Source organism: Aminobacter sp. NyZ550, assembly GCF_025628925.2.
In the GTDB taxonomy this organism is placed as follows: Bacteria; Pseudomonadota; Alphaproteobacteria; order Rhizobiales; family Rhizobiaceae; genus Aminobacter; species Aminobacter ciceronei.
This window is the reverse complement of sequence record NZ_CP114190.1, coordinates 3,621,105-3,636,811: the sequence shown is the minus strand read 5'-3', so window position 1 is coordinate 3,636,811 and position 15,707 is coordinate 3,621,105. Positions and strand designations below refer to the sequence as shown.

At 62.4% G+C, this 15,707-nt stretch carries 14 protein-coding genes; all 14 read left to right on the top strand.

Going from position 1 to position 15,707, the window contains the following annotated elements; translation table 11 throughout:
- Positions 1-265 precede the first annotated feature (265 nt).
- The 14 genes from pcsA to N7E70_RS17980 all read left to right on the top strand — a co-directional run bounded on the left by pcsA (position 266) and on the right by N7E70_RS17980 (position 15,681).
- The gene (gene pcsA, locus N7E70_RS18045) at positions 266-1,006 is read left to right on the top strand and encodes a phosphatidylcholine synthase (RefSeq protein ID WP_067962191.1); all 741 of its coding nucleotides are present in this window, start codon (positions 266-268) and stop codon (positions 1,004-1,006) included.
- A gap of 4 nt (positions 1,007-1,010) precedes the next feature.
- Entirely contained in the window at positions 1,011-1,988 is a 978-nt protein-coding gene (locus N7E70_RS18040) for a quinone oxidoreductase family protein (RefSeq protein WP_067962189.1), read from the top strand.
- A 101-nt stretch (positions 1,989-2,089) separates the two neighbouring features.
- The gene (locus N7E70_RS18035) at positions 2,090-3,667 is read left to right on the top strand and encodes an ABC transporter ATP-binding protein (RefSeq protein ID WP_067962188.1); all 1,578 of its coding nucleotides are present in this window, start codon (positions 2,090-2,092) and stop codon (positions 3,665-3,667) included.
- Positions 3,667-4,767, top strand: a complete 1,101-nt coding sequence (locus N7E70_RS18030; protein ID WP_263007195.1) for an ABC transporter permease — start codon at positions 3,667-3,669, stop codon at positions 4,765-4,767. The genes N7E70_RS18035 and N7E70_RS18030 overlap by 1 nt, the downstream gene beginning before the upstream one ends.
- Complete coding sequence (locus N7E70_RS18025; protein WP_154387379.1) at positions 4,760-5,674, top strand: ABC transporter permease; 915 nt, start codon at positions 4,760-4,762, stop codon at positions 5,672-5,674. The genes N7E70_RS18030 and N7E70_RS18025 overlap by 8 nt, the downstream gene beginning before the upstream one ends.
- Positions 5,675-5,784: 110 nt before the next feature.
- On the top strand, positions 5,785-6,855 hold the full coding sequence (locus tag N7E70_RS18020; RefSeq protein ID WP_067962182.1) for a BMP family ABC transporter substrate-binding protein: 1,071 nt from the start codon (positions 5,785-5,787) through the stop codon (positions 6,853-6,855).
- 169 nt (positions 6,856-7,024) lie between these two features.
- On the top strand, positions 7,025-7,861 hold the full coding sequence (locus tag N7E70_RS18015; protein ID WP_192316542.1) for a sugar phosphate isomerase/epimerase family protein: 837 nt from the start codon (positions 7,025-7,027) through the stop codon (positions 7,859-7,861).
- A 253-nt stretch (positions 7,862-8,114) separates the two neighbouring features.
- A complete protein-coding gene (locus N7E70_RS18010; RefSeq protein ID WP_192316540.1) occupies positions 8,115-8,993 on the top strand; it encodes a branched-chain amino acid ABC transporter permease in 879 nt (292 codons plus the stop codon).
- 41 nt (positions 8,994-9,034) lie between these two features.
- Complete coding sequence (locus tag N7E70_RS18005; RefSeq protein ID WP_067966572.1) at positions 9,035-10,798, top strand: branched-chain amino acid ABC transporter ATP-binding protein/permease; 1,764 nt, start codon at positions 9,035-9,037, stop codon at positions 10,796-10,798.
- Complete coding sequence (locus N7E70_RS18000; RefSeq protein WP_263007194.1) at positions 10,791-11,495, top strand: ABC transporter ATP-binding protein; 705 nt, start codon at positions 10,791-10,793, stop codon at positions 11,493-11,495. Before N7E70_RS18005 ends, N7E70_RS18000 begins: the two co-directional genes overlap by 8 nt.
- Positions 11,496-11,501: 6 nt before the next feature.
- The gene (locus tag N7E70_RS17995) at positions 11,502-12,044 is read left to right on the top strand and encodes a thioesterase family protein (RefSeq protein ID WP_263007193.1); all 543 of its coding nucleotides are present in this window, start codon (positions 11,502-11,504) and stop codon (positions 12,042-12,044) included.
- A complete protein-coding gene (locus N7E70_RS17990; protein WP_263007192.1) occupies positions 12,041-13,654 on the top strand; it encodes a GMC family oxidoreductase in 1,614 nt (537 codons plus the stop codon). The genes N7E70_RS17995 and N7E70_RS17990 overlap by 4 nt, the downstream gene beginning before the upstream one ends.
- 55 nt (positions 13,655-13,709) lie before the next feature.
- The gene (locus N7E70_RS17985; RefSeq protein ID WP_263007191.1) at positions 13,710-14,654 is read left to right on the top strand and encodes an aldo/keto reductase; all 945 of its coding nucleotides are present in this window, start codon (positions 13,710-13,712) and stop codon (positions 14,652-14,654) included.
- Positions 14,655-14,784: 130 nt separating this feature from the next.
- Positions 14,785-15,681, top strand: coding sequence for an enoyl-CoA hydratase (locus tag N7E70_RS17980; protein WP_263007190.1), 897 nt, complete (start codon positions 14,785-14,787; stop codon positions 15,679-15,681).
- Positions 15,682-15,707 lie beyond the last annotated feature (26 nt).

The window sequence follows — 15,707 nt, the reverse complement described above, 5'->3', positions numbered from 1 at the left end:
AGCCAGCCTGATAACTTGCCGGCTCATCACGCCGAAGTGGATGAAGCAGTGTTGGCGCCGTGACAAGGCATTTTCGGTTTGGCTTTCGTCTTGTCTGGAAAGCGACGCTGCTATTAAGTGCCGGAATGGCAAGGGAGACTACCGGTGGCAAACAGGAGGCACGATGACTAGAGAATTCGTGCAATCATGCCGCAACAGATTTGCTCCATATGCTCGGTCATGTTCATCCACTCGGCTCAATTCTGCAAAATGATTGGCGGGAAACGTGAAGCCTAAGAAAGTCACATGGCCGCAGGCGCGGGCCTTTTCGGTCCATCTTCTCACCGCATCAGGTTCGTTCCTTGCCTTCCTGTCGCTGGTTGCGGCGAGTGAGGAGCGCTGGACGGCGATGTTCTGGTGGCTGGGGCTCGCTCTTTTCGTCGACGGTATCGACGGGCCGATCGCGCGCAAGCTCGAGGTCAAGGAGATCCTGCCGACATGGTCGGGCGAACTGCTCGACAACATCATTGACTACGTCACCTACGTCCTGATCCCTGCCTTCGCGCTCTACCAGAGCGGCTTCATGGGAGAGGGGCTGTCGTTTCTGTCGGGCGCGATCATCGTGGTGTCGAGCGCGATCTACTATGCCGACACCGGGATGAAGACGAAGGAGAACTTCTTCAAGGGCTTCCCGGTGGTGTGGAACATGGTGGTGTTCACGCTGTTCGTCATCGAGCCGGGGCAATGGGTGTCGTTCGCAGTGGTGGTCATCGCCGGCATACTGACCTTCGTTCCGATGAACTTCCTGCATCCGGTGCGGGTCGTCAGGCTTCGCAACATCAACCTGCCGATGACGCTGATCTGGTGCGCGTTTGGCGGTGTCGCGCTGTGGCAGGCCATGGATGCCAGCGAATGGGTCAAGATCGGCATCGCCATCAGCGGCATCTACCTGTTCTTCATCGGTGGCGTTATGCAATTTTTCCCCAAACTCGGCGGCGAGCCGGCAATCGAGACAGAGAAAGACTGACGACGTGCCCAAAGCCATACGCGTTCACGCCCACGGCGGCCCCGAAGCGCTTGTCTATGAAGAGGTAGAGGTCGCCCGACCGGGGCCCGGCCAAGCGCTCATCCGCCATACCGCGATCGGCCTGAACTTCATCGACGTCTATTTCCGCACGGGGCTTTATCCTGCGCCCGCTGGCATGCCGGTGACGCCTGGCGGCGAAGCGGCCGGCGTGGTGCTCGAACTCGGCGAGGGCGTGAACTGGCTTTCTGTCGGCGACCGCGTCGCCTATTCCATTCCGACGGGCGCCTATTGCGAGCAGCGCGTGATTGCCGCCGACAAGCTGGTCAAGCTGCCCGACGGCATCAGCGACGAGCAGGCGGCGGCGATGATGCTGAAGGGCATGACCGCCGAATACCTGCTGCTGCGTACCTTCAAAGTGAAGGCCGGCGATACGGTTCTTTACCACGCGGCCGCTGGCGGCGTCGGCCTGATCCTTGGCCAGTGGGCAAAGCACCTCGGTGCGACAGTCATCGGCACTGTAGGCTCGGACGACAAGGGCGAGCTTGCCATGGCGCATGGCTTCGACCACGTCATCAACTATCGCAGCCAGGATTTCGTCGCCGAGGTGGCTGCCATCACCGGCGGCAAGAAATGCGACGTCGTCTACGATTCCGTCGGCAACGACACCTTTCCCGGCTCGCTCGACTGCCTCAGGCCGCTCGGCACATTCGTCAGCTTCGGCCAGTCCTCGGGACCGATCCCGCCGTTCAGCATTTCGCTCCTGGCCCAGAAGGGCTCGCTGTTTGCCACCCGGCCGACGCTGTTTGTCTACAATGCGCTGCGCGAAGATATGGTAAGGTCGGCTGACGCATTGTTCGATGTGGTGCTGAGCGGCGCCGTCGAGATCAGGATCAACCAGCGTTATGCGCTACGCGACGTGGCACAGGCTCATGCCGATTTGGAAGGCCGCAAGACGACGGGGACGACGGTTCTTATCCCTTGAGTTTTCGCTAGAATTCTTGAAGCTCTTTCAACTTCTGACATGCTTTGCGCCGGGAGCAGGACGCGCCTACCATGCTCCCGGGAACATAAAAAAGAACTGACATGGGAGGCGTTGTGGACACAACCCCTTTAGCCAATGGTCGGAACCTGCTTGAGGTTCGCGGCCTGACGAAGATATTCGGCACGTTGAAGGCGTGCGACCAGGTCGACTTGACCATCGCCAAGGGCGAAATCCATGCTCTGCTCGGTGAAAACGGCGCCGGCAAGTCGACACTGGTAAAGATGCTGTTCGGCTCGCTCGAGCCCAATGCCGGCGAAATTGCCTGGAACGGACAGCCTGTCAGGATCACCAGCCCAGGCGTCGCCAAGAAACTCGGCATCGGCATGGTTTTCCAGCATTTTTCGCTGTTCGAGGCGCTGACGGCCGCCGAGAACATCGCGCTGTCGCTGGCCGACGACACGCCGATCAGCACCATTGCTGCCAAAGCGCGTGCGCTGTCCTACAGCTACGGTCTGCCGCTTGATCCGGACTCGCTTGTCGGTGATCTCTCGGTCGGTGAGCGCCAGCGCATCGAGATCATCCGCTGCCTGCTGCAGACACCCGACCTGATCATTCTCGACGAGCCGACTTCGGTGCTGACGCCACAGGAAGCCGACAAGCTGTTCGAGACGCTGGAGCGCCTGCGCGCCGAGGGCAAGTCGATCCTCTACATCTCACACCGGCTCGATGAAGTCCGCCGGCTTTGCGACAGCGCCACGATCATGCGGCACGGCAAGGTTGTGGGCCACTGCAATCCCCGGGTCGAAACACCGTCCTCGCTGGCTCGCATGATGGTCGGCACCGAGGTCAAGAACGCCGAGCGCACCACGGCATCGGTGCGTGGCGAGGAACTGCTCAGCATCTGCGGCATGAGCCGCAAGCCAGCCGGGCCGTTCTCGATGCCGCTCAAGAACATCTGGCTGAGCGTCGCCGGCGGTGAGGTCATCGGCATTGCCGGTGTCGCGGGCAACGGCCAGGGAGAACTGTTCGAGGCGATTTCGGGCGAGGCGCTGCAGGAAAGCGCAGACGCCGTCCGCATTCGCGGCAAGTCGGCCGGGCGCATGGGCATTTCGGCGCGGCGTCTGCTGGGGGCGGCTTTTGTCCCGGAGGAGCGCCTCGGTCATGGTGCCGCGCCGCGCCTGCGGCTGTCTGACAATCTCTTGCTGTCGCGCCACAGCACGGACGGCAAGGCGTTTGTCGGTACCGGCGGAATGGTCAAGTCTGGTGCTATCCAGAAGGCGGCACAGCGCATCATCGAGGTGATGGACGTGCGCAAGAGCGCGCCCGATCCGGAGGCCGCAGCCCTTTCAGGCGGCAACCTGCAGAAATTCATCATCGGCCGCGAGCTCGATCGCAATCCGTCGGTGATGGTGGTCAACCAGCCGACCTGGGGCGTCGATGCCGGTGCTGCGGCGCGCATCCGCCAGGCACTGATCGAACTCGCCCGCAATGGTTCGGCGGTGCTGGTTATCAGCCAGGATCTCGACGAGCTGTTTGAAATCTCCGATGCCATCGCTGTCATGCACAATGGCGAGCTGTCCAAGCCGATCCCGATCGCGGAGGCCACGCTAGAACGTATCGGGCTGTTGATGGGCGGCGCCGAACCAGGTCACCTCGACCCTGCGAAGGAGGTGGCGTGATGCGTATCGAACTCGTCAAGCGTCCCGAACGCTCCAAGCTGTTTGCGGCACTTTCACCCTTCATCGCGCTCGGGCTGACGCTTATTGCGGGCGCGATCATGTTCAGCCTGCTCGGCAAGAACCCGGTCGAGGCACTTTATTATTATTTCATCGACCCGCTGCGCGAGGTCTGGTCGCTGCATGAGCTGGCGGTCAAGGCAGCGCCGCTGATCCTGATCGCGGTCGGCCTGTCGATCTGCTACCTCTCCAACAACTGGAACATCGGCGCCGAGGGCCAGTTCATCGTCGGCGCCATCACAGGCTCGATACTGCCGGTCATGTTCCCCGACTTCCAATCGTGGATCGTTCTGCCGTTGATGCTCTTGATGGGTATCGCCGGCGGAGCCGCCTATGGCGCCATCCCCGCCTATCTCAAGGTGCGCTTCAACACCAACGAGATCCTGACCAGCCTGATGCTCGTCTATGTCGCGCAGCTTTTCCTCGACTGGACGGTGCGCGGTCCCTGGCGCAACCCGGCCGGCATGAACTTCCCGGAGACGCGCACCTTCAGCCCAAGTGCCGTGCTGCCCGAGATCTGGTCAGCATCGGGCCGTGCCAACTGGGGTTTTGTCTTTGCCATCGTCGCGGCGGTTGCGCTCTGGTTCATGCTGTCGCGTACCTTGAAAGGCTTTGAGGTGCTGGTGCTGGGGCAGAGCCCTCGTGCAGGGCGTTTTGCCGGATTCTCGCAGTCGCGCATGGTGTTCTTCGCTTTCCTGGTGTCGGGCGGTCTTGCAGGCCTTGCCGGCATTTCGGAAGTCTCCGGTGCCATCGGCCAGCTCCGGCCGACGATTTCACCCGGCTACGGCTTTGCCGCGATCATTGTTGCCTTCCTCGGACGCCTGAACCCGCTCGGCATCATTGCCGCGGGCCTGGTACTGGCGCTGTCTTATCTCGGCGGCGAGGCGGCGCAGATATCGATCGGCGTGTCGGACAAGGTGGTCCGCGCCTTTCAGGGCATGCTGCTGTTCTTCGTGCTCGCTTGCGACACGCTCATTCTCTATCGCATCCGCTTTGTCGGCGCCTCCGCTGCAAAGACCGTGGAGGCCACGCAAAATGTTTGAAGATATCCTGATAACGATTGCAACGGCGGCAACACCGCTGCTGATCGCGGCTGTCGGCGAACTCGTCGTCGAGCGCTCGGGCGTGCTCAATCTCGGGGTCGAAGGCATGATGGTGATGGGCGCGGTGACCGGTTTCGGCGTTGCGCTGACGACCGGCTCTCCCTGGCTCGGCGTTGTTGCCGCGATCATCGTCGGCATGCTGTTTTCACTGCTGTTCGGTTTCCTGACATTGACACTGGTGACCAACCAGGTGGCGACCGGCCTGGCCCTGACGCTGCTCGGGCTCGGTCTCTCAGGTATGCTCGGCGAAGGTTTCGTCGGCCTGCCGGGCATCAAGATGAGCTATCTCTACATCCCCTATCTCACCGATGTTCCCTATATCGGCAGGCTGTTCTTCGGTCAGGATCCGCTCTTTTACGTGTCGATTCTGCTGACGGCGGGCGTCGCCTGGTTCCTGTTTCGCTCGCGCGCCGGCCTGACGCTGCGGTCGATCGGCGACAACCACACCTCGGCGCACGCGCTTGGCATCAAGGTCATCGGCATCCGCTATCTCGCGGTCATGTTCGGCGGCGCCTGTGCGGGACTCGCCGGCGCCTACCTGTCCCTCGTCTACACGCCGCAGTGGATCGAAAACATGACCGCCGGCCGGGGCTGGATTGCCTTGGCGCTGGTGGTGTTCGCGTCCTGGCGGCCGTGGCGCGTGCTTGCGGGCGCCTATCTCTTCGGAGCGGTCTCGATCGGCCAGTTGCATGCCCAGGCCCTGGGTGTCGGCGTGCCGTCGCAACTGCTCTCTTCGCTACCCTATCTGGCAACCGTCGTGGTGCTTGTGCTCATTTCGCGCAACAGGCGGCTCACGATGGTGAACACTCCGGCTTCATTGGGGCGGCCGTTTGTGCCAGATCGCTAAGATCATGGCGACGATTCGGAAGTCGTTCCGGTGACTTCCGGTCCGAACCATGTACAGGGACTATAAATGGATGGGATAGTGCCCCGGGCAACCACTAGAGGAACAAGAGTATGAAGAAGACAATATTGTCGTTCGCCGCGGCGGCTGCCGTGATGTCTTTCGGAACCATGGCTGCGCAAGCAGCAACCAAGGCCTGCTTTATCTATGTCGGCCCGATCGGCGATTTCGGCTGGTCGTACCAGCACCACCAGGGCCTGGAGGAGATGAAGAAGGCGCTCGGCGACCAGGTCGAGACTGCCTATCTCGAAAGCGTGCCGGAAGGTGCCGACGCTGAGCGCGCCATTGAGCGCTTCGCGCGCTCGGGTTGCAACATCGTCTTCACGACGTCGTTCGGCTATATGGATCCGACCAACAAGGTTGCCGGCAAGTTCCCGGATGTGAAATTCGAGCACGCCACCGGCTACAAGCGCGAGCATCCCAACGTCGCGACCTACAACTCGCGCTTCTATGAAGGCCGCTATGTGCAGGGTGTGATCGCCGCCAAGCTGTCGAAGGCAGGCGTTGCCGGCTACATCGCGTCCTTCCCGATCCCGGAAGTGGTGATGGGCATCAACGCTTTCGTGCTCGGTGCGCAGTCGGTCAACCCCGACTTCAAGGTCAAGGTGGTGTGGGCCAACACCTGGTTCGACCCGGGCAAGGAAGCCGACGCCGCCAAGGCGCTGATCGACCAGGGCGTCGACATCATCACCCAGCACACCGACTCGACCGCCCCGATGCAGGTTGCGACCGAGCGCGGCATCAAGGCCTTCGGCCAGGCTTCGGACATGATCAAGTTCGGCGAAAAGACCCAGCTGACCTCGATCGTCGATGACTGGGGCCCATACTACATCGAGCGGGTCAAGGCCGTGATCGACGGCAGCTGGAAGCAGCAGGACGTCTGGGGCGGCATGAAGGAAGGCCACGTCGTGATGGCGCCCTTCACCAACATGCCCGACGACGTGAAGGCGCTGGCCGAAGAGACCACCGCCAAGATCAAGTCCGGCTCGTTCAACCCCTTCACGGGCCCGATCGCCAAACAGGACGGTTCGGAATGGTTGAAGGCTGGCGAAGTGGCCGAGGACGGCGTGCTGCTCGGCATGAACTTCTACGTCAAGGGCGTGGACGACAAGCTGCCGCAGTAAGCGGATCGATATCGGCTGCGAGACGCCTCGCGGTTCAAGGAAACCCCCGGTTATGCCGGGGGTTTTCGTTTCAGGCGTCGCATGCAACTGGCGCCTAGTCCGAATGGACCTGTATGCCTGATGCCGCGAGGACATTTTAGGCCGATTGCAGCCAGCCCCGGGATGACCAATGAAGACGCGCGAATATGTCTGCAGCTCGCACACGATAAGCGGCGTCATGCCAGGCAACCCCGTTGCCTCGCGCCATGGCTTTGCCGAGCGTGTGGAGGCGTGTGCTGCGGCCGGCTACACCGGCATGTGCCTGCATTTCCGCGACTATGCCGAGCAGCGGGCGCGTGGGTTTGGCGATGGCGAGCTTCGCGCCATTCTTGATGCACATGGCATGAAGCATGTGTCGGTCGAGTTCCTGACCGACTGGTTCATGGACGGCGAGGCGGGCCTCATCTCCCGCCGCAACGAAGAGACGGCGTTCCGGGCGGCGGCCGCGTTCGGCGCCAAGGTCATCAATGTCGGACCCGATCTTGGCGAACGTGGCATATCGCTTGAGACCATGCAGCGGAAATTCCGCGACCTCTGCGGCCGGGCGGTCGAACATGGGCTTTCGATCGCGCTGGAACTGGTGGCCTGGGGCAATGTGCGGGACGTGGACACGGCGCTGGCGATCATCGGCGACATTCCCAATGCCGGGCTGGTCATCGATTCGTGGCATGTTTTCCGCGCCGGCGTGCCGTTGGCGGATCTGAGGCGGATTGCCGCGAACAGGATCCTGTGCGTGCAGGTGAACGATGCCGGCAAGGTGCCGGTCGGCCAGCGCTCGGCCGAGACCATGAACCGCAGCCTGTGCGGGCAGGGCGCATTCGATCTTTCCGCCTTCGCTGCGACGCTGGATGACATGGGCGTTGCCGCGCCGTTCAGCGTCGAGGTGATTTCGCCCGAACTCGCGGCTCTCGGCCGGAATGAGGCGGCGAAAATTTCGTTCGACACGGCACGGGACTGCTTTTCCTGACCATTAGCGCCCAAGGGGTTGCGGCCATGGATGACGACGACAAAGTCGGCGTCTGAACAACCGCGTCCGAACCTTGCACGGGGCGACTGACCGCTCCGTTTTCCTGCAATTGTCGTTAGTCCGTTCGAACGATGTTGCGGGCGTCGCTGGCACGCATAAGCTGACCTCAAAATACGCCTTCCTCGTCAGCTTTCCGGGCTTGCCCGCGGTGCAGGCAGGGCGGGTTCATAAGTGAGGTCAGGGAGGCGAGCTTATGCTCAGCGAAATACTGATCATCGTGATACGCGGGATCGCCATCGGGTCGATCTTTGCCACCATCGCGATGAGCTTCAATATCGTCCATGGCGCGACCAACATCTTCAACTTCGCCCAAGGCAACATGTTCATCCTCGGCGGCTTCGCCGCCTATTTCCTGGCCAACCAGGTCGGGCTTGGCCAGTGGAGTCTGATGCTGCTACTGACTGGCTTGGGCATCGCCGCCGTCGTCGCCGTCCAGGGCTACATCACGCTTTTGCCGCTGCGCTCCTCGGTCGAGCAGGACAGCTGGCTGATTTCGACGGTGTCGGTCTCGGTGATCGTGGCGGCGTTGCTGATGATCACACAGGGGCCGTTCGCCTATTCCGTCCAGAGCGTCGTGCCGAGCTTCCGCATCTTCGGGACCCGCACGCCGGGTGCCTATGCCTTGGCGATCGGTGCGATGATCTTCTGGTTTTTCGCGTTGCGCTACTTCCTGCGCCGCACTTTCATAGGTCTCGCCATCAGCGCGCTGTCGCAGGATTTCGACGCCGCGCGTGCTGCCGGCCTGCCGGTGCGCCGGCTGCAGCTCATCTCCTTTGCAATCAGCGGCCTTATGGTCGGCACCGTCGGCTTCCTCGTTGCTCCTGTGATCTCGGTCAGCCCTGACGCCGGCCTGAAATATGTGCTCAACGGCTTCGTCGCCGCCGTCGTCGGCGGCATCGGTTCCAACGCCGGTACGCTGATCGGTGGACCACTGGTGGGCGTGGTGGCGATGCTGACCGCCTACAAGGTCGGTGGTGCCTATCAGGACCTCGCATCGTTGCTGGTTCTGGTGCTGATCCTGATGTTCCGGCCGCAAGGCCTGTTCGGGCGCGTCGGCGCAAGGCGGGTGTGATCATGCAGGCGACCGCGAACGTACAAACCGGACCCGTTTCCATGGCTGAAACCAAGCCGAAAGGCCGCTTCAACTCCGACCTGACGCAGGTCTGGATCGGCGTGGCGCTGATCGCGATCACCGGCTTCGGCCCGGTGATCGCCGGCAACTCCTACTGGATCCACACGTTCCAGCTGGTGAACATCTATATCGCAGCAGCCATCTTCCAGAACATGCTGTTCGTCGATGCTGGCCAGAAGTCGTTCGGCCAGGGCGCCATCCTCGGACTTGCCGCCTATGTCGCTGCGATCCTGTTCGGCCTGCATGGCTGGTCGTTTGCCGCCGCCGCGATGGGTGGCATCGTCGCTGCCATGCTTGGCGGCCTGCTGTTTGCCCTGCCGGCGTTGCGTGTACAAGGCTTCCACCTCGGCTTCGTAACCATGAGTGCCGCGATCGTTTTCCCGCAGCTTCTGGTGACGCTCGACAAGTGGACCAACGGCATCAACGGCATCAGCGTCACCGTACCGGCGCTGACCAATCCGATCGTGGGTAGCATGTCGCTGCTGGCGATCGCGGTTGCGGTGTTCCCGATGATCGCGCTGTTCGTCCATTACGGCATTCGGCGCTCGAAGCTCGGCCGTATGATGTTCGTGGCGGCGCTGAGCCCGGAAGCGGCGCGTTCCCTGGGCATCAAGCCGGGAGTGATGCGCTTCACCGCCTTCATCGTCGCGTCGATCGGCACCGGTATCTGCGGTATCCTCTACTTGCCGACGGTAGCTTTCGTCAGTCCGCAGGGCTTCAACATCGAGCTGTCTTTCGTGTTCTTCTTCGCGGTCGTTGTCGGCGGTCGCGGACAGATGCTCGGTCCGATCATCGGCATCTGGATCGTCTACATCCTGCCGAACATCCTCTTGGCCGGTTTCGTCGAGTATCGCCTCTTGATGTATGGCTGCCTGACGCTTGTTGCGGTCATGGCTTTCCCCGATGGCATCGTCGGCTCGGTCGAGCGCCTGCGCGCCAAGCGCAAGCAGACCGGCGGCGGCGAGCAGGCCTTCCGCATCGACGGTTTTCTCGCCGACCTGCAGGCCGGCAAGACGGTCCTCGAGCCGAGCGAGGAGATCGCCGTCGAGGTGCGCAACGGCACCAAGAAGTTCGGCGAGGTGGTGGCTGTCAGTGCTGTCGACCTCAAGGTTCGCAAGGGTGAGGTGCACGGACTGATCGGCGCCAACGGCTCGGGCAAAACCAGCCTGCTCAACGTGCTGAGCGGTCTGTCGCGCCTGAACACCGGCTCCTTCATGATCAACGGGGTAGACGCGACCAACATGGCGGCCGACCGCATCGCCAACATGAGCCTCGGCCGCACCTTCCAGGCGCCGCGCATCTTCAGCCAGATGTCGCTGTGGGACAACTTGAAGATCGGCATCGATGCCCGCGTCGGCCCTGCCAGCGCTGACATCACCGCGCTCGCCAAGGCAATGGAGAAGAGCTTTGGCCAGGACAGTGCCACGCTCCTGTCGCATGGCCAGCGCCGCCTGGTGGAGGTAATGCGCACGGTGCTCAAGGAAGCAACCATCGTCTTGTTCGACGAGCCGGCTGCCGGCCTGTCGCAGAGTGAGCGCACCAACTTCGCCAATCTCGTCAAGTTCCTGAGCCGCCAGATGGGCAAGACAGTTATCCTGGTCGAGCACGATCTCGACCTGGTGTGGGGTATTGCCGACACCATCACTGTGCTGGAACAGGGCCGAGTGGTTTCTTCAGGCAAGCCGGACGTAGTCGCCAAGGACCCGGCTGTGCAGCATATGTTCGTGGGGTCGCGCCATGCTTGAGGTCAAGAATCTGGTTGCAGGCTATGGCACCATCCCGGTGCTGCGTGATGTGTCGCTGACCGCAAAGGCGGGCGAGATCCTGCTCATCGGCGGCGAGAATGGCGCCGGCAAGTCGACGCTGATGCGGGCGATCGCCGGCTTCAACAAACCCGACAGCGGCGAGATCCTGCTCGACGGCAAGGCGATCGGCGGGATCGCGCCAGAGAAGGTGGCGCAGTCGGGCCTGCGCCTTGTGCTTGACGGGCACCGTGTGTTTCCCGAGCTCAGCGTGTTCGACAATCTGCGCATGGGCGCCGCCGCCCGGCGTGGCGACCGTGCCGGCTTCAACAACGCGGTCGAGGAGATCTACTCGGTCTTCCCGATCCTGAAGGAAAAGCAGAAACTCTACGCCCGCGATCTCTCAGGCGGTCAGCAGCAGATGCTGGCGCTCGGCCAAGCCTTCATCGCACAGCCCAAGGTGCTGCTCTGCGACGAGCCGTCGATGGGCCTTGCCCAGGCGCTGCTGCCACCGATCCTCGCCTTCCTGCGTCGCTGGGCGCAGACCGGCACGGCGGTTGTCATCGTCGAGCAGCATCTGGCTGTTACCGCCCCCTATGCCGACCGCGCCATGATCATCGAGCGCGGCCAGGTGGAGTTTTCGTGCCTCGCCTCCGAACTGGACGAGAAGCTGAACGCTCCGGCTGTCGCGGCGGAGTAAGGGCTGATGAACGACGAGTGCGCGGTCGGGGACCAAGTTTCGGGCGCGAATGCCAGAGACCCTGAAAACGGGCCGCGCGCCTATATCAGTTTCCGGGGGCAGGTCGAGCCGCGCTGGCTCGACGTCAACCGGCACATGAACGTGTCCTGGTACGACCATGTGTTCGATATCGCCGAAAGCGACCTGTTCGAGGTCTTTGGTATCCATGACGACTACATCAGGCGCACCAGCTACAGCTTCTTTCGGCTGGAAAAAAGCGTTCGCTACGAACGGGAACTGATGCCGGATGCAAAGCTGGAAGCCCGCAGCGTCGTGCTGTGGACCGACCTGAAGCGCGTCCACCACTTCCACGAATTGTGGAATGTCGACCAGAATTACCGCGCTGCGACGGTCGAAGGCCTGTCGATCCATGTCGACCTGCGTCTGCGCAAGGCAGCCAGGATCATCGAGGCTGCCGTGGCCGATCCGCTGACAAGGCTTGCCGAGGAGCACGCGCGCCTGCCTTGGCCCAAGGGCGTGGCGCGGCGAGACTTCAGGGCAAGGACGTGACGTTCAGCGACCTCGAATTCGACTATGTCGTCGTGGGCGCAGGTGCGGCCGGCTGCGTGCTCGCCGCACGCCTGTCCGAGAACTCCAATGCGCGGGTTGCCGTCATAGAGGCCGGCGGGCTGGACAAGGACATGTTGATCCGTATTCCGGGCGCCAATGTCGTGACCGGCACGCATCCCGCCTACAACTGGAGCTACGAGAGCGAACCGGTGCAAGCGCTGGGCGGCCGCAAGCTCTATTGGGCCCAGGGCAAGCTCGTCGGCGGCTCCAGTTCGATCAACGGCATGATGTACATGCGCGGCCACCGGCGCGACTACGACAACTGGAAGGCGCTGGGCAATGACGGTTGGGGTTATGACGATGTTCTGCCCTATTTCAAGAAATCCGAGACCAACGAGCGCGGCGCCAGCGACATTCATGGCGGCAGCGGGCCGATGCAGGTGTCGAAGGGGCAGGGCACTGCCCCCGTCTGCGACATGTTCCTCGATGCGGCGGCCGGCGAGGGCCTGCCGCTGACCGACGACCTCAACAAGGACGCGGCCGAAGCCTTCGGTCATGTCGACCTGACCATTGGCAAGGGCAAGCGTTCAAGCACGGCTGCGGCCTTCCTGCACCCGGCGCTGAAGCGGCCGAACCTGACGCTGATCGTCAACGCCCCGGTCAAGCGGGTGGTGATCGAGGCGGGGATCGCCACCGGTGTGGTGTTTGCCCATGAGGGCCGGCCACGCGTGGCGCGCGCGGTCAAGGAAGTGATACTCAGCGGTGGCGCAGTCAACTCGCCGCAATTGTTGATGCTGTCGGGCGTGGGCGACGCGGGCAGCCTGCAGCGTCTCGGCATCAAGGTAAACGCAGACAGCCCCGAGGTCGGACAGAACCTGCAGAACCACCCGATGTACCGGCTGATGTACACGACGACCAAGCCGGTCAGCGCCTACAGTCACGTCAAGCCGTGGGGCGCATTGAAGGCCGGCGCGCAATATGTGTTCCAGCGTCGTGGCGTCCTGAGCCGCGGGCTGTTTCCAACATCAGGCTATTTCCACGCCGTCGAGGGCGATCCCGGCAGCGAAATCCAGGTCTGCATGGCACCGGCAACAGTGATCCGCCGTGGTCCTGGGGTGCTTGGTATCCTGCCGCGGGAACATGGCTTCACGCTGTTGCTCAACCATGGCTCGCCCTACAGCCGGGGCCAAGTCACACTCAAGTCGGCCGATGCGATGGCGCATGCCGCGATCTCGCCGAACTATTTCTCTGATCCGCGCGATCTCAAGATACTGACGGAGGGAGCCGCCCGGACGCGTGCGATCGTCAACCAGCCGGCTTTGCGCAATGTGCTCGCCAAGGAACTGTTGCCGGCGCGGTCGATCCGTTCGCTCGACGACATCGCCGAGGACATTTTGGCGACGGCCGTGACGCACTACCACGCTGCCGGCACCTGCCGGATGGGTGCGGACACAGACTCGGTGGTCGATCCGCAACTACGGGTGCGTGGTGTCGAAAGGCTGCGTGTCGCCGACGCGTCGATCATGCCGGTGCTGGTCAACGGCAACACCTATGCCGCGACAGTCATGATCGCAGAGAAGGCTGCCGATATTGTCAAGGCGGCCGCATAGGCTGTTTGCCTTTGAAATAAGATAGTTAGCGAACGAAGATGATGGAGTAGACGAGATGGAAAAGCGCGTTCTCGGCCGCACGGGCCTTGAGGTTTCGGTTGTCGGTCTCGGCTGCAACAATTTTGGCGGCATGATCAGGAGTCTCGACACCGAGGGCGCCCGCAAAGTGGTGCATGCCGCGCTCGATGCCGGCATCACGCTGCTCGACACCTCGGATTCCTACGGCGTCAATGGTGGGTCGGAGATCACTTTGGGCGAGGTGCTCGGCGACCGGCGCAAGGATATGGTGTTGGCGACCAAGTTCGCCTCGCCGCTCAACCGCGAGAAGAGCAATCGCTACAACGGATCGCGCGGCTACATCATGAATGCTGTCGAAGACAGCCTGCGCCGGCTCAAGACTGACTACATCGACCTCTACCAGTACCATTTCCCCGATCCGCAGACGCCAGTCGAGGAGACGCTGCGGGCGCTCGACGATCTCGTGAAGCAGGGCAAAGTCCGCTATCTCGGCTGCTCGAACCTGCCGGCATGGATGCTGGTCGATGCCAGCTGGACTTCGCGCCATCACAATCTGCACAGCCTGCAATCCACCCAGGCCGAATACAATCTGATCTCGCGCACGGCCGAGACCGAGCTGTTCCCGGCGATGCACCGCACCGGCATGACGCTTTTGCCCTATTTCCCGCTGGCGAGCGGCCTCCTGACCGGCAAATACCGCAAGGGTCAGGCGCTGCCGGAGGACACGCGCATGAACATGGCCTATTTCAAATCCGGCCTGACCGACGCCAATCTCGACAAGGTCGAGAAGCTGATCGGCTTCAGTGAAGCGCGCGGACGCACCATCCTCGAGCTGGCGTTTTCCTGGCTGGCCTGCCAGCCGATCGTTTCCAGCGTAATTGCGGGTGCCACCCGTCCCGAGCAGGTGGTGGCCAATGCCGCGGCTGCCTCGTGGAATCTGACGGCAGCGGAGCTCGCCGAGATCGACACGATCTGCAAATGATCGTGCGGCAAGTGATTGTGCGGCGCACAAAGTTGCCGGCGCTTTAGTCCCTTTGGACGATTGCACCCCTTGGCGGGGAACGTAGTTTCTCCGGAGCTACCAAGTTGAATTGTCAGCGGAAACCCTTGATATGAGCGATCTGGTTGAGCCGCGCACGGCAGACATCACCTATGAGACGGGCGAGCCGGTCCTCTACGAAACCGAGGGACCGATCGCCTGGGTGACGATGAATCGCCCGACGTTCAACAACGCCCAGAACTCCCAGATGACCTATGCGCTCGACGATGCCTTCAAGCGCGCAGTCGACGACGACACGGTGAAGGTCATCATGCTGCGCGGCGCGGGGAAGCATTTTTCTGCCGGCCACGACATCGGCACGCCGGGTCGCGACGTCAACAAGACCTTCGACCGTCGCCTGATGTGGTCCGACCACACCAACAAGCCGGCTGCCGAAATGCTCTACACCAGGGAGCACGAGGTCTATCTCGGCATGTGCCGACGCTGGCGCGACATCCCCAAGCCGACGATCGCACTTGTGCAGGGCGCCTGCGTCGCGGGCGGGTTGATGCTTGCCTGGGTCTGCGACTTCATCGTCGCCACCGACGATGCCTTCTTCCAGGATCCGGTGGTGCGCATGGGCATTCCAGGCGTCGAGTATTTCGCACATGCCTTCGAGCTGCCGCCGCGCGTCGCCAAGGAATTCCTGATGATGGGTGAACGCATGCCGGCGTCACGCGCCGAGCAGTTCGGCATGGTCAACAAGGTGGTTGCCCGCGACGAACTGGAAGGCGCCGGTCGGGCCATGGCCGAAAAGCTGGCGCAGTATCCGCGCCTCGGCCTCTGGCTGTCCAAGCAGGCGATCAATCATGTCGAGGACCTGCGCGGAAAGCGCACCGCCATGGACGCGCATTATCACATGCATCATTTCGCCCATGCCCAGAACGACCTGACCACCGGCAACACGCTGGGCGGACAAGACGCCAAGAGCATGGCCGCCGCCAACAAGAAGCAGGCCGGCGAGGCTTGAGCCCGCCGCCGACCAACGGGAATTTC